This window comes from Fodinibius sp. (genome assembly GCF_041642155.1).
Lineage (GTDB): Bacteria > Bacteroidota > Rhodothermia > Balneolales > Balneolaceae > Fodinibius.
Genome location: NZ_JBEPWZ010000026.1, coordinates 1 through 21,975 on the forward strand (window position 1 = coordinate 1; position 21,975 = coordinate 21,975).

Below are 21,975 nucleotides of genomic sequence, written 5' to 3' on the forward strand. Positions count from 1 at the left end.
GCCGCCATAACTACCATGTTTAAAGTGGATGGCTATAGTTCGGCGCATAACGACTGGTTTTGGCTTAGAAATAACGCCGAGGGAGTTATTGATGCAGAAGGCCGCGTGGATGGCTGTAAAAACTGCCACGAGCAAGCCTCAGCAACAGATTACGTGTTTACAGATTTCCCGGAATAGGGCAGTCTCGCTGCGGATGGTAACAGGGACTCCTCAGGGAAAATCCAGAATTCAGGGTCCCGAAGAAAACCGGCCGGAATCAGGTATTTAGGCTACTGTACACTGAACACAGTGAGGGGCTTGTCAAACCTGTTATACAAATGCACGCATGGAGATTCTCTGTCCGTATGATAATTGGCAGCCCATTTTGGCAGCTGAAGGTTTCGGGTGGCAGCCGCTGATTGCGGTGGTTTCCGGGCGTTTATGCAGGGTCGTATTAATAAGATCATACGAGCTGGATTTCTGCTAATAAACAAGATAAAACGTTCAGGTGGTCATGGTTTTGATAAAGAACCATAGCCTTAACAACGCTACTGCCTTTGGCAATTAATTATAACTAATACAAAAGACTCAATAGATGAAAACTCATACAGGCACAACTCACTATTCCTTATTCAGCGTTAAGGTTATTCGCCGGTTACTTGCCCTTTGTACGCTGGGCATACTCATGGTCTCTTGCGGAGACAGCAGTACAGGCCCCGATAATGGAGGGGAAGAACCGCTTGAACCGACGTTTAGTAATGTACTGCAGATTTTTGAAGATAATTGTGCCAGCTGTCATGCAGGTGCCACGACCAGCGGAGTACGCCTCGACAGCTACAGTAATGTGGTAAACAGCACCGGCGATCAGTATGGAGAAAATGTGGTCCAACCCGGGAATGCGAACGAAAGTCCCCTGGTGGATAAGATAGAAAGTAATCCGGAATTCGGAGCCCGGATGCCCCAGGGACAAGATCCGCTTACTTCTGATCAGATAGGTCTGATCAAGGAATGGATAAATGAAGGGGCAAACAACAATTGATCTTTTAATTCATTGGCTAAAATCATGCTTTGGGTAAAGCCTGCGCCCGTTGTATTGAAGGTTGGCCGAATTTCTAATGCTCATTACATAAGGATTAATTATGGTAAAACGGTTTTTTCTCCCGCTCCTATTGATTAGCTTTCTACCTGGACTCCTTACGGCCCAGCAATACATGACTGAAACCGGTCATGCGGAATTTCATTCCAGCGTCCCCCTGCATAGTTTTACGGGGGTATCCAACAATCTCGTTGGGTTAATAAATCTCGACGATGCGACCGTTGATTTTTATGTCGACCTGACGACATTCGATACGGGGATCAATAAACGGGACAAGGATATGCGTGAAACGTTAGAAACCGATCAATATCCCTTTACTGAATTTTTTGGCAAACTGGTATCGGATTTTGATATCCAGGATAGTTCCTCCCAACCTGCTACGGTACGGGGGGAGTTTACCATTCACGGGGTCACCAGGGAAGTTGAAATTGACGGGACGCTTCAGAAGACATCTGAAGGACTTGAGCTTCAGGCGTCGTGGATCATCAATATTGAGGATTATGATATTGAGCCGCCGGGTATCCTTTTCTACCGGGTGGATGAAAACCAGGACGTAGAGATCGAAGCTACGCTAACCGAAACTGAAAAAACTGAATAATATGATGAAACAAGCAATACTGACCGCGATGATTCTTGGTATGCTGACGACAACAGCTTTTGCTCAAATGGAAAGGGAGCGGGTGAGCCCCGGCGGACCCATTGACGAAATGTTTTGGGCTCCGAATATTGTAGGGATGAGTACCGTGCAAAGCCTGCCGGCCAACAACCTGAATGTTACGATCATGCACAATTTCGGAATAATGAACGATGATATATTTCAAAACTTCTTCGGAATGGATTTTGGAGCGACGGTCCGGTTAGGGGCGGACTACGGCATTACCGACCGGTGGTCGGTGGGTGTGGGACGGACGCTGATACACCGGCTGTATGATTTCAGGACCAAATATGCCCTGCTGCGGCAAACAGCGTCCAATTCCGTGCCCCTCAGTGTTTCCCTCAAAGGAGATCTGGGAATCAACACGAACCAGAACGGTTTTTCGTTTGAGGATCGCCTCAATTATTTTTCCTCGCTCATGATAGCTCGGAAGCTAAACGATGCCCTCACGCTGCAGCTAACCCCCATGTATGCCCACTTTAATACGCCCCGGGATGGGTTGCAGGACTTTTATGCAGTGGGTGTTGGGGCAGAATATCGATTATCCCGCCGGTGGGCTGTAATAGGTGAATATTATCCGGTGATCGGGGATCGCCCCGCCGGGACAGAAGATGCCTTTGCGATAGGCGTTAATATCGAGACCGGTGGACATGTTTTTCAGCTGTTTCTTAAATCTTCGAACTGGCATACCGAACAACATATTTTAGCACAAAACAGTGATGATTTCTGGAATGGGGATATTCGATTCGGATTTAATGTGAACCGGGTTTTCCAGATTGGGAAGAATTAACACCTTCACTTGATATAGGCCGGAGATCCCGATTTTATGGGCTATACAGGCCGCTTATTGTGCAGGATCCCATATTCCGATACAATCTCTTCGTTAATGTCTTTCCAGCTATACAAGCCGCTTAATGCGCAGGATCCCCTGGTATTGTTATAGATAGAGATACAGATGCAAAAGCTTCGATCCCCTTGTTGACAAATTCCGTAAGAAACCCCTGGGAGTTGTCGTCAAACGGTAACAATTGTAATCAAAAGTCTTAAAACAGTGTCATTATGGAAAAAGTAGCAATCGTAGTACTCGCCGGAACGGAATCGCATGAGTCGCTTGGCCGTGTGGTCAATGCTCTTGAATTGGCAAAAGAGCTGCAGGAACATGGCGATGAAGTTAAAATTGTTTTTGACGGTGCCGGTACAGAGTGGATACCCGAATTGGAAGATGACGAACATGATGTTCACCCCCTTTATACCGCCGTTCAAGATAACATCCACGGGGCATGTCGGTTTTGTGCAAAGGCGTTCGGGGTGTTTAAAGAGATCAAGGAGTCCGATGTCGACCTTCTGGATGAATACGACCAGCACCCGAGCCTGCGCAATTTCATTGTCGATGGGTACCAGGTAGTGACTTTTTAATTACATATGGTGCATCCATCCCGGAGCATAACGTACTATCCATTGTAACCGAATTAAAGGATGGATCGTGCAGGCGGCTTAACCGGAATCCGTCCGGGTATCCGGTCAGCTTCTGATAGGGACGGGGGGTGCGCCCTATTCAGTATTCCTACTCCGGTTCCGGCTCATAATTCAAGTTCGAACCCAGCCAGCGCTCTACCTCTTTCACGCTCATCCCCTTGCGGCGGGCGTAATCCTCGATCTGGTCCTTTCCAAGGTTACCCACGTTGAAATAGGACGATTCGGGATGCGCAAAATAGAGTCCGCTTACCGAGGCGGCCGGGTGCATGGCAAAATGTTCCGTCAGGTGAATACCGGCTTCTTCCTCGGCATCCAGCAGGTCGAACAGGATGCGCTTTTCGGTATGGTCGGGCTGGGCCGGGTAGCCCGCGGCGGGACGAATGCCCTCGTATTGCTCGCGGATGAGGGACTTGTTGCTGTAATCTTCATCCGGCGCGTAGCCCCAGATCTTCTTGCGTACTTTCTCGTGGAGCAGCTCCGTAAACGCCTCCGCCAGGCGGTCGGCCAGCGCCTTTGTCAGGATCGCATTATAATCGTCGTGGTTGTCTTCAAATCGGCGGACCAGCTCCGGGGCTCCGATGCCCGCCGTCACCGCAAAACCGCCCATGTAATCAGCTATACCGGTCTCCCTGGGAGCCACAAAATCGGAAAGGGCCCTGTTCGGCTGGCCCCGGCGCTTCTGGGCCTGCTGGCGCAAGGTGTGAAAGGTCGTGAGGACCTCCGAGCGTCGGTCGTCGCTGTAGAGCTCAATGTCGTCGCCCACAGCATTGGCGGGATAGAGCCCCAATACCGCTCTGGCTTTCAGCAGTTTCTGATCGATAATCTTATCCAGCAGCCTGTTAGCGTCGTCAAACAGTTTTTGTGCCTCCTCGCCGTATTTTTCATCCTCCAGCACCTCCGGGAATTTTCCCTTCATCTGCCACGCAATGAAAAACGGTCCCCAGTCGATATAGTTGCGGATCTCTTCGAGAGGATAGTTATCAAAGACATGTTTCCCCGGCTCGTTCGGTGGGACGATCTCCGTGGATTCCCAGTCAATTTCGGTGGCGTTTTCCCGGGCCTCACCTATCGAGAGATAGGTTTTACGACTGGACCGGCTTTGATGCCGCTTGCGCAGTTTCAGGTATTCGTTTTCCTTCTTTTTGACAAATTCATTGCGCAGCGTCTCGGAAACGAGGTTCCCGGTCACGGACACGCTTCGCGAGGCATCCAGCACGTGTACCACCGGCTGGTCGTAATTGGGCTCGATTTTGACCGCCGTGTGCATGCGCGAAGTCGTAGCTCCCCCGATCAGCAGCGGCTGGTTAAACTGTTCGCGTTTCAGCTCTTTGGCTACATGCACCATCTCATCCAGCGAGGGAGTAATGAGTCCGCTGAGGCCGATAATGTCGACTTTGTTCTGGCGGGCTTCCTCCAGAATTTTATCCGCCGGCACCATTACACCCAGATCGATGACATCGAAGTTATTGCAGCGAAGCACCACTGCGACGATATTTTTACCGATGTCGTGGACATCCCCCTTGACGGTCGCCAGCAGGACTTTCGCCTTGGGTTTGCTGTTCTTATTCTTCTCCTTTTCCTTTTCGATAAACGGGATCAGGTGCGCCACGCCCTTTTTCATGACGCGGGCGCTTTTTACCACCTGGGGCAGAAACATCTTGCCCGACCCGAACAGGTCGCCGACGACATCCATGCCGGACATCATGGGACCTTCGATGACTTCAATCGGCTGGGGGTATTTTTGACGCGCTTCTTCCACGTCATCCACAATGTGATCCACAATACCCTTCACCAGCGCGTGTTTGATGCGTTCTTCCACGGGCTCTTCGCGCCAGGCCTGAACCTCTTCTTCCGTTTCGGTATCATCGTCTTTAACCTCCTCGGCATAATCGACCAGGCGCTGGGTGGCATCGTCGCGGCGGTTCAGCAGTACATCCTCCACGAGTTCGCGCAGTTTATCGGGAATTTCCTCGTACACTTCAAGTTGTCCCGCATTGACGATCGCCATATCGAGTCCCGCCTGGATGGCATGATACAGGAAGGCGGAGTGCATGGCCTCGCGCACTTTATTATTGCCGCGGAAGGAGAACGAAATATTACTGAGTCCCCCGCTCACCTTCGCAAGCGGGAGGTTTTCCTTGATCCACCGGGCCGCATTGATGAAATCCACGGCATAGTTATTATGCTCTTCGATGCCGGTGGCAACCGTCAGGATATTGGGGTCCAGGATGATATCCTGCGGGGCAAAGCCCACCTCTTCGGTGAGGATGGTGTAGGCCCGCTCGGCAATCTCGATACGCCGCTCATAGTTGTCCGCCTGACCCTGCTCATCGAAGCCCATGACTACGACCGCGGCGCCAAAATTGAGAATCTCGCGCGCCTGTTCCCTGAATTCCTCTTCACCCTCTTTCAGGCTGATGGAATTGACCACGCATTTACCCTGAGCCGTTTTAAGTCCCGCTTTTAGCACCGACCATTTGGAAGAGTCGATCATGACCGGTACGCGGGAGATATCCGGTTCGGCGGCTACAAGTTGCATAAACTTGACCATCACCTCTTCGGATTCGATCATCCCCTCATCCATATTGATGTCGATGATCTGGGCCCCGTTTTCGACCTGTTGATTCGCTACCGACAGCGCTTCTTCGTACTGCTCGTTTTTGATGAGCCGCTTGAACTTGCGCGAGCCCATCACGTTGGTGCGCTCCCCGATGTTGACGAAGTTGGTATCGGGACGAACGACCAGGGGTTCCAGTCCGCTGAGCCGCAGATACGGTTTCTGCTCCGGTATTTGCCGGGGACGGCATTCCGTGGCCGCCCGGGCAATGGCTTCAATATGTTCAGGCGTTGTTCCGCAGCAGCCGCCCACCAGGTTAACAAAATTGGATTCGGCGTAGTCCCGCAGCTGATCCGCCATATACTCCGGCGACTCGTTGTATTCGCCCATCTCGTCCGGCAGACCCGCATTCGGGTAGAGACTGGTATGGCAGGTGGCCACATTGGCCAGCTCCTCGATATAGGGACGCATCTGACGGGAGCCCAGCGAGCAATTCAGTCCCACACTCAGCAGATTCTTGGTGTGCGAAATGGAAATCCAGAACGCCTCGGTCGTCTGTCCCGACAGCGTGCGCCCGCTCTGGTCCACGATCGTACCCGAAATCATCACAGGGAGGGCCTGACCCGTCTGCTCGGCATGCTTGTGGATGGCGTAGATGGCCGCTTTGGCGTTGAGGGTGTCAAAAATTGTTTCCACCAGCAGGATATCCACGCCGCCGTCGGAAAGGCCCCGAATTTGTTCGGTATACGATTCCTTAAGCTGATCGAAGGTGATCGCGCGATAACCCGGGTCCTCCACATCCGGGGACAGGGAGAGCGTTTTGTTGGTGGGACCGATGGCGCCGGCTACCAGGCGGGGCTTGTCCGGCGTTTTTTTCGTCATGGCATCGGCCACTTCGCGCGCATTTTGAGCCGCAGCCACATTCAATTCATAGGCCAGATTCTCCATATGATAGTCGGCCTGTGAAATGGAGGTGCTGTTAAATGTGTTGGTTTCTATGATGTCGGAGCCCGCCTCCAGGAATTGGCGGTGGATATCTTTAATGATGCCGGGCTGGGTAAGGCTGAGCAGGTCGTTGTTGCCCTTTAAGTCGCTGCCGTAATCGCTGAATCGCTCGCCCCGGTAGTCGTCTTCAGAAAGGTTGTGCTCCTGAATCATGGTGCCCATGGCACCATCTAAGATGAGAATGCGATCCTGTAACAGATCTTTTATTTGATCAAGGTTCATGTAAATTTCTTTCAGGTAATGATAAGGTGCTGTAGGCCTCTTTTGAAAGAAACCCCTGGGTTGCACAAAAACTTTTCAACTAAGTCACGAAGTGATTACCTTATACACTATTGCAATTTTCGTTTCGAAAATTGTGTAACGGTTGATAAGTTTTTGGATTCCAAAGATACAAAGAATACCCGGTTAAATGAAAGTTATTGAACATTACGATCGAGCCAAGGAACCTTTAATTTCTTTTGAAATTATCCCCCCGAAACGGGGAAAGTCGGTAAAAAAGGTTTTTGATGCACTGGATCAGGTTATGAAGTACAATCCGCCCTTTATTGACGTCACCTATCATGCGGCGGAATCGCATTACGAAGAGCTCAGTGACGGCACTATAAAGCGCCATATAAAACGAAAGCGTCCGGGTACGATCGGACTTTGTGCGGCTATCCTGCATAAATATGGCGTGGACCCGGTGCCGCACCTTATTTGCGAGGGCTTTACGAAAGAGGAAACCGAGGATGCGCTCATAGAACTTAACTACCTGGGCATTGACAATGTGCTGGCAATTCGGGGCGATGCGGCGGACGATCCCGTCCCGCGCTATAAAAACGGCACCTTCAACAAGTATGCCGTGGATTTGGTAAAACAGGTCAAAGATATGAACCAGGGGAAGTACCTGGAAGATATTGTGAACGCACAACAGACCGATTTTTGCGTGGGCGTGGCAGGCTATCCGGAGAAGCATTTCGAGGCGCCTAATCTCGATTTTGATATCCAGATGCTCAAGAACAAGGTAGACGAGGGGGGCGATTATATTGTCACCCAGATGTTTTTTGACAATGAGGCTTTCTTTCGGTTTGTCAGAAAATGCCGGGAAGCGGGAATCGAATGTCCCATCGTGCCGGGACTAAAAGTACTGACGCGCGAGCAGCATCTGAATTTCTTACCGAAGTATTTCCATCTCAATATTCCCGAGGACCTCTCCGATGAAGTCCAGGCGAACCCTACCCATGCCAGGGAGATTGGTATCGAATGGGCGGCCCGCCAATGTACCGAGCTGCTGGAGAGTGGGGTCCCGGGCATTCACTTCTATATCATGGGGGATCCCACGCCGGCGCTGAATGCCGTCGATAAGCTTTCCCTGGGACACAGTGTGGTTAAAAAATAACCCTTACCATTTGATTTTGTGAAATTCCACAGGTGTAAAAGCGGAGTCAAAGACAAATATGTTTAACGCTGGCTCCTGCAATCTGCCGGCAGTCGAACGGAACGTATCGGTTACCCAAAAAATTAGCAAGACGTGTTAACCCGCTTGCCGGGCTCGCGACCAAACCTCAGCCCTGGAATGGAAGCTTGAGCCCATTCCTTGCCGTGCCGCCCTGTGAACCCATAGCGACTCAGCGTATAAAGACCGGCTCCTGTTTGTTCTCGGTATGTTCTTCGCTGAAACAGTAGTCGTTGCGATTGAACCCGCGGAGGCCTTCCAGCGTGTCTATCTCATTCTCGATAAGATAACGAGCCATGGTCCCCCGATTCTTTTTTGCGTAGAATCCTACAACTTTTAAATCGCCGTTTTTGAAGTCTTTGAAAGTGGGACTTATGACATCAACCTTCAGCTTGTCCGGGTTGAGTGCCTTAAAATACTCTTTGCTGGCAAGGTTGACGAATAATTCATCTTCTTCAAGCTCATCATTGAGCGCATCGGTAAGGTTATCATCCCAGAAATCGTAGAGCCTGTCATAGCCGTTAACCTGCAGCTTCGTACCCATTTCCAGGCGATAGGGCTGTATCAGGTCCAGGGGGCGCAGGAGGCCGTACATGCCGGACAGAATACGCAGACTGTTTTGCAGGGTATCGAGGTGCGAATCGTCGATCGTATAGGCATCCAGCTCTTTATAAGCCGAGCCGTCAAAGGCGTAAATACAGGGACGGGCATTGTCCCTGTTAAAAGGAGTGGAAAATTTTTGATAGCGCTCGTAGTTCAGGTCAGCGAGATTCTGGCTGATGTCCATCAGTTCTTTGAGCTCATCTTTTGACATTTTGGCCAGTTCATTGTTGAGCGTCTCTGCTTCCTTTAAAAACCGGGGTTGGGTGGCACGGTCGGTGGGAAGCTCACGGTCATAGTCCAGTGATTTAGCGGGAGAGAGAACAATCTTCATAATGGGTGAAATACTTTATTGAACGTATGGGTTCGGCGTTTTCAAATGCTTCTTGTCGTTCAGGCGTTCCATGGATGGGGGATTCAGCCGAGGCTGTAATACAGGTTTGGTATTGAACAAAACCCCCGCTTTGGCAAAACCCTCTTTTAAGAGGTCACATAACACCTACAGTTCAAACGCCTACAGGGCTACTTTTTTGCCGGTTTTAACCGACTCGTCGCAGGCCAGGACAATTTGGAGCGTCTGTACGGCGGCATCCATATGATCGGAGAGGTCGATATCCTCTTGAATGGATTTCAGAAAGTATTGCTGCTCAAAAAAGCAGATTTCATCATGGCCCGGCTCGTCGGGGGTTTCGATGGTTTTATCGTCACGGACAAGCTCTCCATTATCGTCGAGTTCCGAGTAGTGCAGCTGCAGCCGCCGGACCGTCGAGTGGTCTTCAATAATGGCAGACTTGCCCCTGGGGTCGTTAAATGTATCTTTACGAATGCTTACGCTGCCGTTGGGACCGATGACATCCTTCACAAAATAGGCCGTTTCACTCATCATGGGTCCCCATCCGGATTCATACCATCCGACGGAACCGTCATCAAAGGTAACCTGCAGCTGACCGTAGTTGTACATATCGGGATTAATATCCTCGGTCAGGCGCGCGCCAATGGCATGCACGTGGGTTGGATTAGCTTGCGTCATCTGGCACATCATATCGACATAGTGTACTCCACAGTCGACAATGGGCGACATCGACGACATAAGATTCTTGTGGGTTTCCCACTGCTGACCCGTGCTCTGCTGATTCAGGTTCATGCGCATGACCAGCGGCTTGCCGAGTTTTCTACTGTGTTCAACAAATTTTTTCCACCCGGGATGGTGACGAAGGATATAGCCGACAAGCAGTTTTTTGTCGGCCTTTTTTGCCGCGTGTACGACCGATTCAGCATCTTCGACTGTCTCGGCGAGAGGCTTTTCCACAAAAACATGTGCACTGTTTTCGAATGCTTTAATGGCATACTCGGCGTGGGTCCCCTGATAGGTATTAATGGAGACGGCATCCGGCTGCGTTTGCTCCAGGGCTTCTTCGTAGCTGCCAAAAGTCGGGAGCCCGCCCAGCTCCTCAGACAGGCGGTTCCGGCTTTCGGATCCCCGGCTTACCAGGCCGACAATGTTAAAATTATCAAGCTTGTCATAAGCTCTTGCATGGGAGGTGCCCATATTTCCACATCCGACAACTAATATATCAACAGTATTCATATTCAAAACCAATTTCTATTTAATATTGAAAACAAGTGCGAATTTAAACGATATTTTTTTGAAATTCTTCGTGCCCTTTCATGTCGTAAAAGCCCCCGTCAGAGTACATAAACCGGGTATTCAGGCCTTTAATTGAGAGGGTTTTTTCAGACCATGTAATATTTCACAAAAAAATAAGGAATGAAAAGAAAATTCTTATTTTAATTTTTGATAAAAATATACAATTTCATTTCATTGTATTGGTTATAGATATACCCTGATAGCAGAAGGGTTCTATAATAGAAGGCGTTGCAAAACCAAGGGCCTTGGTCACTGTTTAAGCCTGAGCGTATTCAAAAGCATCTCGCAAGCAAAAATAGATGCCTGTGCAGGTATGCCGAATGCGTGAACATGTGAACGTGCAGAGACTGGCTCAGCGAATGGTTTTGCAAAGGCTTCTGATAATACATTATATTATTCTACGTCTGGCTGTACCCTGTTAGAGATTTTGAACCAATCATTCATTTTCTTTCGGATAGCAAAATATCCTTTTGGATAACAATTTAGCCTGTCCTTATACCGTGTACGGCCGGCAAGTGGGTAATCGTAATGAACGTTTAAACATATACATATTCATATAACAATACTAAGTAGTAACCATATCTTATGTCTAAAAGCAAACAAAGTCGCCGCGAATTTCTATCCACTGCTGCCTGGAGTGCTGTCGGAACGATAGGTGCAGCAGGTCTTCTGACAAACTGTGCAAGCACGAACACCCTGAAGGATCTGAAAGATGATACGCATCTCACCCTGTTAAATGAGGCCCCGGATGGTGAACCGCTGCGGGCCGGATTGGTCGGTTGCGGGGGACGTGGTTCCGGTGCGGCGGTTAACTTCGTGGATGCGGGACCAAATCTGGAAATTGTGGCGCTCGGGGACGTTTTTGAGGATCAGCTGCAGAAGTCCAAAACAATGCTTAAAAAGGCGAGAGATATAGATGTTCCCCAGGAAAACTGTTATGCGGGATTTGACAACTACCAGAAGGTTATTGATTCCGGGGTCGATATCGTCATATTTGCCACCCCGCCTCACTTTCGTCCCATGCATGTAGAAGCAGCCATCGATGCCGGAAAACATGTTTTCCAGGAAAAGCCGGTCGCGGTTGACCCCGTGGGAGCCCGGCAGATGATGGCCACGACGCAAAAAGCAAAGCAGAAGAATCTCTGCATGGTCAGTGGCACCATTCGCCGGTATCAGAAAGATTTTATCGAAACCCAGCGAAGGGTTGCCAATGGGGCCATCGGCGAGGTCGTGGGAGCAAATATTATTCGAAACGGCGGCGCGATCTGGTGGGTCGAGCGCAAGCCGGAATGGAGTGAGATGGAATACATGATTCGCAACTGGCAAAATTTCAGCTGGCTCTCGGCCGATCATTATGTCGAACAGTTTATTCACGAACTTGATGTGATGAACTGGCATATGGACAGCTGGCCGGTTAAAGCGTTGGGCTACGGAGGCAGGACCCACCCGGTTTCGGGCAACAAGTTCGATCATTTCAGCGTACAGTACGAATACGAAGACGGAAAGAAGGCGCATTGTGCCACCCGCCAGATTAACGGCTGTGACAATTCCAAAACCCAGTATATCACGGGCACAGAAGGATATGCCGATGCGACGGGCTCCCTTTATAATCACCAGGGGGAGCTTATCTGGGAGTACCCCTATCCGGAAGACGATAACCCGGAGTCGGAATGGTATGTGAACAATCCGTATGTACAGGAGCATGTTGAGCTGGTAACAGCTATTCGAACGGGTAATTATATTAATGACTCGGAAACGCAAGTCAATTCAACACGAATGGCCCTTATGGGCAGGATGGCCGCCTATACCGGTAAAGATGTCACCTGGGATGAAGTGGTTAACTCGGATCTTCGTTTGGGTCCCGATACCTATGAATTCGGACCGGTCAACGGAATTCCTGAAAATCCCCCGGTAGCGGGAACCGCTCCCTCATCGGCAAACAGGTATACGTAAGGCAAGCTATAAAAACGCATCAGGCGATTTTTCTGCCGTCTGATGGGTATCTTTTACGGCCTGTATCATACCGCATTCCAACTGTTCGGTGGTATGACAAGGCCCTGATTAGGTAAATCACCTTATTCAAAGGATATTTTCCGATGAATGGGATATTAATTCGATCATAATTAAACCGATAGTAATATGAATAGAAAAGAGTTTGCAAAACAGGCCTTGCTGGCCTCGGCAATGGTTACCGCGACTCCTGCGATGGGTTTATCCAAGTCCGGAAAACCGTCTTCGTCGCTGATCGATGAGGCGGTACCCTCCTTTAGGCCGCTTTTCAACGGAAAGGATTTAAGCGGGTTTGTGAATGTCAATACCTCCGAGGATACCTGGTGGGTAGAAGATGGCATCCTAAAAGCTACCGGAGAACCCATTGGGGTACTGCGCACGGAAAAACAATATCAGAATTTTATTCTGGATATTGAGTGGAGACACATGGAACCCGGCGGCAACTCCGGGGTCTTTGTCTGGGCCAATGGCACCCAACACGAAGATAATCCATACCCGAAAGGCATGGAAGTACAAATGCTGGACACCCAGTGGGCTGAAATCAATGATCGTCCCGTTGAATATGTGCACGGGCATCTGTTCCCCGCCATGGGACTGGAAGGTACGATTCCAGACAATCCCTCTGAGATCGAAGGGAGGAGCTACGCTCTGGAGAACAGGGTCAACGGAACGGGAGAGTGGAACCGGTACCTGGTGGTATGTGTGGATGGGACGCTCAAGCTGGCGGTCAACGGAAAATTCGTCAACGGCATACGCTCACCGAAAAGAAAAAAAGGCTATATCTGTCCCGAATCGGAAGGGGCGGAGGTCCATTTTCGAAAAATGGATATCATGGAGCTCCCCGGAGGAGTGATTGAACCCGATCAGGCCGCACCGGTCGTTTAGGCTGGTTATCAGTTATTTGTTACTGATTAATGAAGATGATCATCACGGAATGTTGCATTTCACAATGGAACATTTATATCTATACCCGTAGCCTCAACGGTATTCAAGCATTAATAATATGTTAGATTTTACTTAAAGAGACCTTTTGCAAAAACAGGAATTTTGATTAATAGCAAAGCCTGAGCGCTTTTAAACCGCAGCATATAAGGAATATGTGAGGAGTTCGAATGCGCAAAAATACAGAGATTGGCCAAAGAGCGGTTTTGCAAAGGTCTTTTAAAATGTAACACCCAAAACGTACGTCTATTTCATCGGTGGAATCTGGCCGCGGAGCTCTCCTTTCGCATGATTGCTGCTGGTAACATTGATATACAGTTCTCCTTTTTTTAATAGCGGTTTCTGGGCGTCATTTAGGGAAAAGGCATTATCCTCGGCTTTTATCGTTCCGCCGGTACGATCTTCACTGGGTTCGACGTTCAGGCGAAACAGCATATTTCCGGCTTCTCCCTTTTCGCCCACCATGACATAAGCGCCGCGGTAGCGGCTTGTCAAATCAGAAAAATCGCCCTCCACGCGCAAGGTATCCTGGTTAAAAGAAACGGTAACCATGCCTGATCCGGAAGTACTGACCGGAGGTTCATGGTTATACCCTGCCAACATGATCTGCCGGGATTGCTGGGGATAGGCCGTTTGTGGATCGAGCGTTACGGAAAGTAATAGTAGCCCCAACAGTGCGAATAGTGCGTTTTTTAGTTTCATAACTCCTCTCTTTTTTATTAAGGTGACACTGATAGAAGGTAGAAGGCTTTGCATAACTGTCTTTTTCCCCAGTTTCTTTGTTATCAGGATTTTAAAACTTCACACAGTCTCAATATGCTACGGTTTTAAGATCCCCCTGGCCTTATTATGAGCAAAAATCCTCGTTTGCAAAGCCTTCTGTTACCCATATAACAGAGATACCGGCGAAAATATTATAGTAAGACGTTTTAAAATGGATATTCAGAATAAAGGTTGAAACCGTATGTCCCCCTCTTCCGTACAGGAAGATAACTCGCAATTTTTAAGAACAGGATCATTATGGGTTTTCAAAAGAAACGGAAACGGGGATTATGGATAAGCATCGCGGCTGTTATCATCCTCGGGGGAGGAATATCCTTTTATTTGTACGGCAGCACACCCGGCGAAGAAAAGAAGGAAGAGTCTTATGTGACGGCGGAGGTGGGGACAATCGTTGAAAAAGCCCTGGCCGTGGGGACGATTGAACCCGAAAATGAGATCGAGGTAAAGTCGAAGATTTCGGGGGTGGTCAGCCGGATCTATGCTGAAGCCGGGGATTATGTCCGCAAGGGCGACCCGCTCATAGAGGTAAGTCCCGATCCCACCCCGCTTGAACTGGCAGAAGCAAAACGCAACCTGGAACGTACCGTAATTGAAGAGGCGAATCTGGCCAGAGAGCTGGAGCGCATGAAAACGCTGAACAGCCGGGATATGATTTCAGACCGGGAATTCGAAGAAGTGCAGCAGCAGCACAATGACGTAAAAGTTCGCCTGCAGATCAACAGGGAACGGCTTGAACTGCTCGAATCAGGACGTATCGTCGTTGGCGATATGGTTATAGAATCCATTATCCGGTCCCCGGTCGATGGGTTTATCCTGGAGGAGATGGTGGATACGGGAGAGCCGGTTGTCCCGCTGACCTCTTACCAGGAGGGGACACCGCTCATGACGCTTGCAGGGATGGACCATTTGCTTTTTAAGGGCACCGTCGATGAGATTGATGTCGGGAAGATAGCGGAAGGGATGCCGGTGGAAATCAAGATAGGAGCGCTGCCCGCGGATACGGTGCATGGCGAGGTTTCCCGGATTTCGCTGAAGGCCGTTGAAGATGACAACGCAACGGTTTTTCCGGTAGAAATTACGATCACCGATACCGGGGGCGCCACGCTGCGCGCCGGCTATTCCGCAAACGCCGATATTATTATCAAGCGCATGGAAGAGATTATTACGATCCCGGAACGCGTGGTCAGCATGCGGGAGGGAGATGCTTTCATTGATGTTCCGGGCGATGAGCCGGGCAGCCGGATAGAAAAAGAGATTGAGCTCGGGTTAAGCGACGCCATAACGGTCGAAGTCAGGGAGGGACTCGAAGAAGGGGACAAAGTGCTGGAACGTCCTGAAAAGACACTGACCGTACGATAATAATTTTAGTTATTAACCCATGTCTCTGATATCTCTCATAACCGATCTGGTCCGTAACCTGAGCCAACAGCGCCTGCGGAGTTTCCTTACCATTTTTGGGATCATGTGGGGTACGGCCACCCTGATCCTGCTGCTTGCCTTTGGTACCGGTTTCCGCGATCAGACGGTTCTGAACATGCGGGGCATGGGCGATCAGATCGCCATTATGTTTCCGGGACAAACGACCATGGCATATGAGGGGTATGGCATAGGCCGTCCCGTCCGTTTTCGGGAAGCGGACGTACAGCTGCTCCGCGACCAGATAACGGACATCGAAGTCGTCACGCCGGAATATATGGAAAACATAGAGATTTCATATGGCACAAAGCGCCGAAACTCGTCGGTGGGTGGAGTATACCCGGTGTATCAGGATCTGAGAAATATGTTTGAAAAGGCGGGGGGACGATGGCTCAACGAGGCCGACGTAGAGCAGCGCCGCAGGGTTATTTTTCTGGGAAACCGGCTGGCAGAAAATCTTTTTGAAGATGCGGATCCTGTCGGAGAAAGGGTAATGGTGCGCGGCACTCCCTTCACCGTCATCGGTGTGCTGCAGGAAAAAATTCAAAATTCTTCCTATTCCCAGCAGGACCGCGACCGGGCGTTTATCCCCGCGTCTACCTATTCGGCCATTATGGGGACCGACAGGGTCAATAATATTCTGTATACGCCGGCTGATCCCGGCAAGGCCGAGACGGTAAGAGATCAGGTCTATGAGGTGATGGGACGAAAACACCGTTTTGATCCTTCCGACCGCGATGCCATCGGCATCTGGGATACCAATGAGTTCTGGTCGTTCATCAATATTATGTTTTTAGGAATAAATGGTTTCCTGGGATTAATCGGGTTCTTTACACTTGCCGTTGGGGGGATCGGGGTGGCCAATATTATGTTTGTGGTCGTACAGGAACGGATGAAGGAGATCGGTATTCGTCGTTCGGTGGGAGCGAAGAGGCATCATATTATGGGACAGTTTTTCCTGGAGACCTTCTTGATTATCGGGATCGGGGCCGCCGCAGGCTATGCCCTGGGCTGGATATTGGTTGAAGCGACCCAGAATATACCGATCAAGGATTTCGTGGGATCTCCCTATTTTGCCCCTGAAGTGGGATTGATCGCTTTCATTGTACTCGGTTTTGTCGGTTTTGCCGCCGGATTGCTGCCCGCCTGGAGGGCCTCCCGGCTTGATATTGTAGATTGTTTGAGGAGATAAAGGAGGATAGATAACCATGTGGAAAAATTTAATCAGAGAATTTTTTGCCGATCTGGGCAACCAGAAATTGCGCTCGTTTTTAACCTTGACAGCGATTGCCTGGGGGACCCTTTCGGTGGTACTGCTGCTGGCTTTCGGGCGGGGGCTGGGGAGCAGCATGATGGAGGGAATGCTGGGCGCCGGCAACCAGGTGATCATCGTTTACGGGGGACAGACCAGCATGAATTACGAGGGACTGGGGATCGGGCGCCGTATCAGCTTTACCGAAGAGGATGTGGCTTTGCTGCAGCGGGCTGTCCCCGGCATCGCGCATTCCAGTCCCCAGTACGGAAAGTGGGGCGCTCAGCTTCGCGCCGGGGACGTTACTACGAATACCTATATGGAGGGCGTAAATCCCGATTTTGAAATTATGCGTACGATGTACCCGGCGGCAGGGGGACGCTTTATTAACGAACGCGATGTTGATAACAAAAGGAGAGTCCTTTTCCTGGGTGATGAGATCGCAGAACGTCTTTTTGGGGAAGAACATCCGGTCGGCCGTCAGGTTCATCTGGATGATATGCCCTTTACCGTCGTCGGGGTGATGAAGCCCAAAATGCAAACCTCCATGAGCAATGGTCCCGATGCCGACCGGGCAATCATCCCCTACTCCACATTTCGAAATATCTACGGTGACCGTACCGTGAATTCCATCCTGATCCGTCCCTCTGATCCCTCTCTTCAGGAGCAGATTAAAACCAATATCGTCGCTACGCTATCGGCAAAATATGCTTTCCATCCCGATGATGAGCAAGCGATGCCCATGTGGGACTTTATCGAGATGGAAGAGATGAACCGGAAAGTAGCGGTGGGACTCGAGGTTTTTCTTTTTACGGTGGGATTGTTTACGCTGATTATTGCAGGCGTGGGAGTGGCGAACATCATGTTTGTGGTGGTCAAAGAGCGCACCCGTGAGATCGGCATCAAGCTGGCGGTGGGCGCCAGGAAAGTCCATATCATTGTACAGTTTATTTTCGAGTCGCTCCTGATCTCTTTTATGGGCGGGTTTCTCGGCCTGGCCATCTCTTCGGCTATCGTCTATGGCGTGCTGGCGCTGGATATGACGGACGGGCCGGGAGCGTTTCTGGGCAAGCCGGAAATATCGGAACTATCCGTGATTGTCACTATAGGCATGCTTGCGCTTATAGGACTTATTGCGGGCGTTTTTCCCGCTATAAAAGCCGCCCGTGTGGATCCGGTGGAGTCGCTGAGGTACGAGTAAGGGGGTATTCGGACAGGGTTCTTTATAATCACGGGCAAGGCCGAGGGTCCCGTATCATTATGAGTCGCGTTCAACCAGCCATTTTTCAAATGCTTGGGCTGATCTGGTATTGAGGATACGCTCTTTTTCAAACTTCCCTTTCCGGGCGATGCGCACGCCGTACTGAATATCGTCAATGCCGTCGGTACTGTGGGCGTCGGGATTGACGGAAGAAAGGAGTCCCGCTTCCCTGGCCTTGTTCCCGTGCCGCCAGTCCAGGTCGAGGCGCCGGGGATTTGCATTGATTTCTATGGCGGTGTTGTGCTCCACGGCCAGTTCAATCAGCTCATTCATGTCAAGGTCGCTGCCGTCGCGCCTTAGCAGCAAGCGTCCCGTAGGATGTCCCACCATCCGGGTGTGGGGATTCCGGATGGCCCTGCGAAAACGTGTCATCATCTCATCGCGCGGCATCCCCAGGCCGGAGTGTACGCTGGCAATAACCAGGTCGAAGCCCGCCAGGATGTCGTCACCGTAGTCCAGGCGACCATCGCCCAGGATATCGGATTCAATTCCCTTGAAAATTCGGAAATTTTGTTCGTTGGCCGCGTACTGCTCATTCAACCGGTCAATCTCTTCCCACTGCCGCCTGATCTCCTCCACCGACAGTCCCCCGGCGTAAGCAGCCGACCGGGAGTGGTCGGTAACGGCCAGGTATTCATACCCGCGCTCCATGGAGGCCTCTGCCATCTCCCTGATTGAAAACCTGCCGTCGCTCCAGGTGGTGTGCGCATGAATCACGCCCCGGATATCGTCTTCTTCGACCAGGTCCATGGTTTCGTGCGATTCATAAAACGCAACTTCGCCCCGGTCTTCGCGCAGCTCCGGGGGAATAAAATGCAGATCCAGCTTGCGGTAGATATCCGATTCCGAGGCATAGTCAATCGGGGCCTCAAAATTGGTCTCCCCTTCGTCATTCAGTTCGAACAAGCCGTATTCATTGAGGGATAGCCCCCGCTTCCGGGCCCGCTGGCGCAGTACCACGTTATGCTCCTTGCTTCCGGTAAAATACATCAGTGCAGCCGGAAATTCTTTTGGTTTTACAATACGAAGATCCACCTGTCGCCCGTCTCTCGTTCGGATGGAGCTTTTGGTCTCACCCCGCCCCAGTACCTCCAATACCAGTTCATGATCCACAAAAGCTTCGAAAAGACCGTCGATATACTGCTCGTCGGCGCCGATCAGGATATCCACATCCCCGATCGTCTCTTTCGATCGCCGGAGGGAGCCCGCCACTTCAATTGCTTCAACCCCCTCCAGCTCTTTGAGGAAATGGTAGATCGGCCGGGCGATGTCCGCCGCCTGGTCCAGCCGGCAGCGTTTGTCAAACTGCTGCATCCACTGGATGGACGTCAGGATCTTCTGAGCCGATTTCTGCCCCAGTCCGTCCAGCGAGGCGACCCGTCCGTCTTCGCAGGCCTCTTTCAATTCCTCCAGTTCGGATATTCCCAGCTCCTGATGAATTTTGGCAATATTTTTTGGTCCCAGTCCCGAGATATCCAGCCATTTAATGACGCCCGCCGGAATCTGACTGCGAAGGTTTTCCAGTACCTCGATAGTGCCAGTCTCCGCGTACGAGCGGATATCCCCGGCAATAGAACTTCCAATGCCTTTGATATCGGTCAGGTTGCCGCTTTTAATATAGTTATTAATATCTTCATCGAGCGATTCAATCGTCTGGGCGGCGCGGTCAAATGCGATTGCACGGAACCGGTTTTCCCCGGCCAGCTGCATCAGTTGATAGATTTCGCGCAGCCGGGCGGCTATTTCGTCGTTGGTAACAGGCATGTGTACAGCTTCAATTCGTTGAAATGTTCAGGCACTATTAAGCCCCAAAAGTATTGAATCATTCCCTCTTTTCACAGAAAATGCAGAAAAAAAGCGACGGCCGCCAGCCATTCGCCAGAGAGTCTCTTCAGATCTGTCCGGGCCGTGTTTACTTCGCCGGTACCCGAAGTCAAGCATCACGTCCCCCTGCATTTTACACCGTAATCACCGGAGCAGCGTCGTAAAACCGGGAAATTGCCGCGGGGGCGGATGACTCTCAATCACGCTTTGTTCAGCGTCCCGATAACGGGCCAGCAGTCAACTATTCATCGGTGAGCCTCTTCAGATCCATTTCGGCAGCGATATAGCCGGGCTCGTGCCACTGATCTCCCTCATATACTTTATGGAAAAGCTCATGGGCCCGGTCTTTTCGCCCGTTGATAAGGTGCCAGTTCCCGAGTCCATATCCCACGGTCGTATGTTCAAGAGTATTGCTGTTTTGAACACCCGCCAGCAGCATATCCGGTTTAAAAATGCCTTTGAAGACCAGCAGGAGCTGGTGATGACTTTTGTGGTCGGTAATATTCATATCCTCGGTGATGGGTTCGAGGATGTTCCCGGCCCTATCATCCTTGCCGGCTCTTCGCAGAGTCATATACAGCCAGTGCGAAGCCGCGGCCTGCATATCGTCGGTTGACGAGTGACGAAGACACTCTTCGTATGCGTTTTGAGCCTCGTCATACCGTGCTGTCAGGTAGTAAGCGAGTCCCAGGTGGTACCAGATATTAGCCTGCATGGTAGAGCGGGATACATTATTGTTGCCGGGTGATCCTTCGGAGTCGGATTGCTCATCGCTGCCATAGCTAAGTTCCGACGCGCGCTTGAGATCCTCAATAGCTTTGTCGAATTCCCGGAGCGTAATGTACCGGTGTCCCCGGTGCCGATAGAACCGTGCGTCCCCGGGATGTTTCTCAATGCCATCGCTGAAGATAACAACCGCTTTTTGATAATTGCCCAGGTAGGCGGTGTGCCGGCCGTAGGAGAGGATAGCGTCAGCTTTATCAGGCCGGGACCTGTAATGTGCTTCGGCTGTTTGAAGTTCTGTTTCTAATCGACTGACCGTATCCGGGTCAAGGGGCGGGGCGTACAGGGTATCGCCCAGCGCTGAAATAGCCTGGTAGGACGGATCCGAAAATTCTTCCGGTGAAGGGCCGCCGGATGAGCAGGCATGTGCGAAAAGAATACAACTGGTAGCGATGAGTATCGAATATTTCATAATGACGGATTTAGGATAAAGAATGTATTCAATAATGGGCAATACGGCCATGAAGATCAAAATATTTTAGTCACAGCTGTAAATTATGAATTGTGATTCGCAGAAAAGGAGGAGCGACGTTCACCGGAAGGCACAGTTGTATGTTGAAGGTTTGACAGCTTGAGGATGAGGATGAGAAAGTTATCGCCCAGTTAACGAGTAACCGATAACAAATAACGAAACCTCTTGTAGATAAGCAGGGAAGCCGTTATCTTTGCGGCACATAAGAAAGAACCCATGGTTGGGGGTGCTTGCAACAGCAGGCTGAGATCATACCCTGAGAACCTGACCCGGATAACACCGGCGTAGGGAAACCCGGCAGCGGCAAAAATTTTGCTTGCTGCCCGTTGATCAGCATTTCTTGCAAGTTCATCTCCCGCTCTTATAGAAGCTTTTGAAAAACCAGTCCCGAAGCATCGGGAAAGGTCGAGGTCAGAGGGAGGTTGGAACCACAGCATATCCCCATATGTGAGGATTTTAACCGACCGATACCGCCGACATTGAATAAAAGAACGGTTTTGCAAAGGTTTCTTATATATAACCTGATAAGATGGAGGAATGAATGTTTTTCAAACAATTACAGCTACTTCACACACTATTCCTGTGCATATTACTGATTATGGCAATGAGCAGTTCCCTCATGGCGCAAACGATGGTTACCGGGACTATTGTTGACGGACAAACGGGGGAGCCGCTGGCCGGGGCCAATGTGCTGCAGGAGGGGACGACCAATGGCGTGTCGGCAGACGAAGAGGGCGTGTTTTCGCTTAAACTGTCCGATGAGGAAACCACAAAGATAAGA

At 50.5% G+C, this 21,975-nt stretch carries 18 protein-coding genes and 1 riboswitch; of the genes, 12 read left to right on the plus strand and 6 right to left on the minus strand.

Annotated features, from left to right (window positions below):
- Positions 1–15: 15 nt before the first annotated feature.
- The 5 genes from ACESLU_RS03265 to ACESLU_RS03285 all read left to right on the plus strand — a co-directional run bounded on the left by ACESLU_RS03265 (position 16) and on the right by ACESLU_RS03285 (position 3,146).
- Positions 16–177 (plus strand): cytochrome P460 family protein, encoded by a 162-nt coding sequence (locus ACESLU_RS03265; RefSeq protein ID WP_372635097.1) that lies wholly within the window; start codon positions 16–18, stop codon positions 175–177.
- A 397-nt stretch (positions 178–574) separates the two neighbouring features.
- The gene (locus tag ACESLU_RS03270; RefSeq protein ID WP_372635054.1) at positions 575–1,018 is read left to right on the plus strand and encodes a c-type cytochrome domain-containing protein; all 444 of its coding nucleotides are present in this window, start codon (positions 575–577) and stop codon (positions 1,016–1,018) included.
- A 172-nt stretch (positions 1,019–1,190) separates the two neighbouring features.
- The gene (locus ACESLU_RS03275; RefSeq protein WP_372635057.1) at positions 1,191–1,673 is read left to right on the plus strand and encodes a YceI family protein; all 483 of its coding nucleotides are present in this window, start codon (positions 1,191–1,193) and stop codon (positions 1,671–1,673) included.
- Position 1,674: 1 nt separating this feature from the next.
- On the plus strand, positions 1,675–2,520 hold the full coding sequence (locus ACESLU_RS03280) for a DUF5777 family beta-barrel protein (protein WP_372635060.1): 846 nt from the start codon (positions 1,675–1,677) through the stop codon (positions 2,518–2,520).
- 269 nt (positions 2,521–2,789) lie between these two features.
- A complete protein-coding gene (locus tag ACESLU_RS03285) occupies positions 2,790–3,146 on the plus strand; it encodes a hypothetical protein (RefSeq protein ID WP_372635062.1) in 357 nt (118 codons plus the stop codon).
- Positions 3,147–3,294: 148 nt separating this feature from the next.
- On the opposite strand, the gene metH is transcribed toward ACESLU_RS03285, so the two are convergent.
- Entirely contained in the window at positions 3,295–6,990 is a 3,696-nt protein-coding gene (gene metH, locus ACESLU_RS03290; RefSeq protein WP_372635064.1) for a methionine synthase, read from the minus strand.
- Between the two features lie 187 nt (positions 6,991–7,177).
- Between metH and ACESLU_RS03295 the strand changes: the two genes are divergently transcribed.
- The gene (locus tag ACESLU_RS03295) at positions 7,178–8,146 is read left to right on the plus strand and encodes a methylenetetrahydrofolate reductase (RefSeq protein ID WP_372635067.1); all 969 of its coding nucleotides are present in this window, start codon (positions 7,178–7,180) and stop codon (positions 8,144–8,146) included.
- 229 nt (positions 8,147–8,375) lie between these two features.
- Here the strand turns inward: ACESLU_RS03295 and yaaA are convergent, their stop codons facing one another.
- A complete protein-coding gene (gene yaaA, locus ACESLU_RS03300; protein WP_372635069.1) occupies positions 8,376–9,137 on the minus strand; it encodes a peroxide stress protein YaaA in 762 nt (253 codons plus the stop codon).
- A 180-nt stretch (positions 9,138–9,317) separates the two neighbouring features.
- Positions 9,318–10,391, minus strand: coding sequence for a Gfo/Idh/MocA family protein (locus ACESLU_RS03305; RefSeq protein ID WP_372635072.1), 1,074 nt, complete (start codon positions 10,389–10,391; stop codon positions 9,318–9,320).
- Between the two features lie 645 nt (positions 10,392–11,036).
- Here ACESLU_RS03305 and ACESLU_RS03310 point away from each other — a divergent pair.
- Positions 11,037–12,404, plus strand: coding sequence for a Gfo/Idh/MocA family protein (locus ACESLU_RS03310; RefSeq protein WP_372635075.1), 1,368 nt, complete (start codon positions 11,037–11,039; stop codon positions 12,402–12,404).
- A gap of 186 nt (positions 12,405–12,590) precedes the next feature.
- Complete coding sequence (locus ACESLU_RS03315) at positions 12,591–13,346, plus strand: DUF1080 domain-containing protein (protein ID WP_372635078.1); 756 nt, start codon at positions 12,591–12,593, stop codon at positions 13,344–13,346.
- Positions 13,347–13,649: 303 nt separating this feature from the next.
- Here ACESLU_RS03315 and ACESLU_RS03320 read toward each other — a convergent pair whose 3' ends face one another.
- A complete protein-coding gene (locus ACESLU_RS03320) occupies positions 13,650–14,105 on the minus strand; it encodes a CHRD domain-containing protein (RefSeq protein ID WP_372635080.1) in 456 nt (151 codons plus the stop codon).
- Between the two features lie 318 nt (positions 14,106–14,423).
- Here ACESLU_RS03320 and ACESLU_RS03325 point away from each other — a divergent pair, with 318 nt between their 5' ends.
- The 3 genes from ACESLU_RS03325 to ACESLU_RS03335 are packed head-to-tail and all read left to right on the plus strand — an operon-like array spanning position 14,424 to position 18,055.
- Positions 14,424–15,545 (plus strand): efflux RND transporter periplasmic adaptor subunit, encoded by a 1,122-nt coding sequence (locus tag ACESLU_RS03325; RefSeq protein ID WP_372635082.1) that lies wholly within the window; start codon positions 14,424–14,426, stop codon positions 15,543–15,545.
- Positions 15,546–15,564: 19 nt separating this feature from the next.
- Complete coding sequence (locus tag ACESLU_RS03330; RefSeq protein ID WP_372635085.1) at positions 15,565–16,794, plus strand: ABC transporter permease; 1,230 nt, start codon at positions 15,565–15,567, stop codon at positions 16,792–16,794.
- A 16-nt stretch (positions 16,795–16,810) separates the two neighbouring features.
- Entirely contained in the window at positions 16,811–18,055 is a 1,245-nt protein-coding gene (locus ACESLU_RS03335; RefSeq protein ID WP_372635088.1) for an ABC transporter permease, read from the plus strand.
- 57 nt (positions 18,056–18,112) lie between these two features.
- Here ACESLU_RS03335 and polX read toward each other — a convergent pair whose 3' ends face one another.
- A complete protein-coding gene (gene polX / locus ACESLU_RS03340; protein ID WP_372635091.1) occupies positions 18,113–19,879 on the minus strand; it encodes a DNA polymerase/3'-5' exonuclease PolX in 1,767 nt (588 codons plus the stop codon).
- Positions 19,880–20,180: 301 nt separating this feature from the next.
- Entirely contained in the window at positions 20,181–21,134 is a 954-nt protein-coding gene (locus tag ACESLU_RS03345) for a tetratricopeptide repeat protein (RefSeq protein ID WP_372635094.1), read from the minus strand.
- A gap of 272 nt (positions 21,135–21,406) precedes the next feature.
- Positions 21,407–21,502, plus strand: a riboswitch (TPP riboswitch).
- Between the two features lie 323 nt (positions 21,503–21,825).
- Between ACESLU_RS03345 and ACESLU_RS03350 the strand changes: the two genes are divergently transcribed.
- A partial coding sequence (locus tag ACESLU_RS03350; RefSeq protein ID WP_372635101.1) for a carboxypeptidase-like regulatory domain-containing protein occupies positions 21,826–21,975 on the plus strand: 150 nt, incomplete at its 3' end.